Source organism: Citrobacter sp. Cpo037, from assembly GCF_030332945.1.
Lineage (GTDB): Bacteria > Pseudomonadota > Gammaproteobacteria > Enterobacterales > Enterobacteriaceae > Citrobacter > Citrobacter portucalensis.
The window spans coordinates 1-322 of record NZ_JAOWGW010000004.1 but is presented as its reverse complement, the minus strand read 5'-3'; the positions used below and the strand labels follow the sequence as shown (position 1 = coordinate 322).

The 322-nt window shown below is 52.5% G+C and carries 1 protein-coding gene; it reads right to left on the bottom strand.

Translation table 11 applies throughout. The annotated features are described in order from the left end of the window. Positions 1-259, bottom strand: a 259-nt coding sequence (locus OGX94_RS00015; protein ID WP_001753934.1) for an IS6 family transposase, incomplete at its 3' end; no start/stop codon positions are given. Between the last annotated feature and the right edge of the window lie 63 nt (positions 260-322).

Here is a 322-nt window from a genome sequence, read left to right as displayed (position 1 = left end):
GGCCATTGACCTTCACGTAGGTTTCATCCATGTGCCACGGGCAAAGATCGGAAGGGTTACGCCAGTACCAGCGCAGCCGTTTTTCCATTTCAGGCGCATAACGCTGAACCCAGCGGTAAATCGTGGAGTGATCGACATTCACTCCGCGTTCAGCCAGCATCTCCTGCAGCTCACGGTAACTGATGCCGTATTTGCAGTACCAGCGTACGGCCCACAGAATGATGTCACGCTGAAAATGCCGGCCTTTGAATGGGTTCATGTGCAGCTCCATCAGCAAAAGGGGATGATAAGTTTATCACCACCGACTATTTGCAACAGTGCC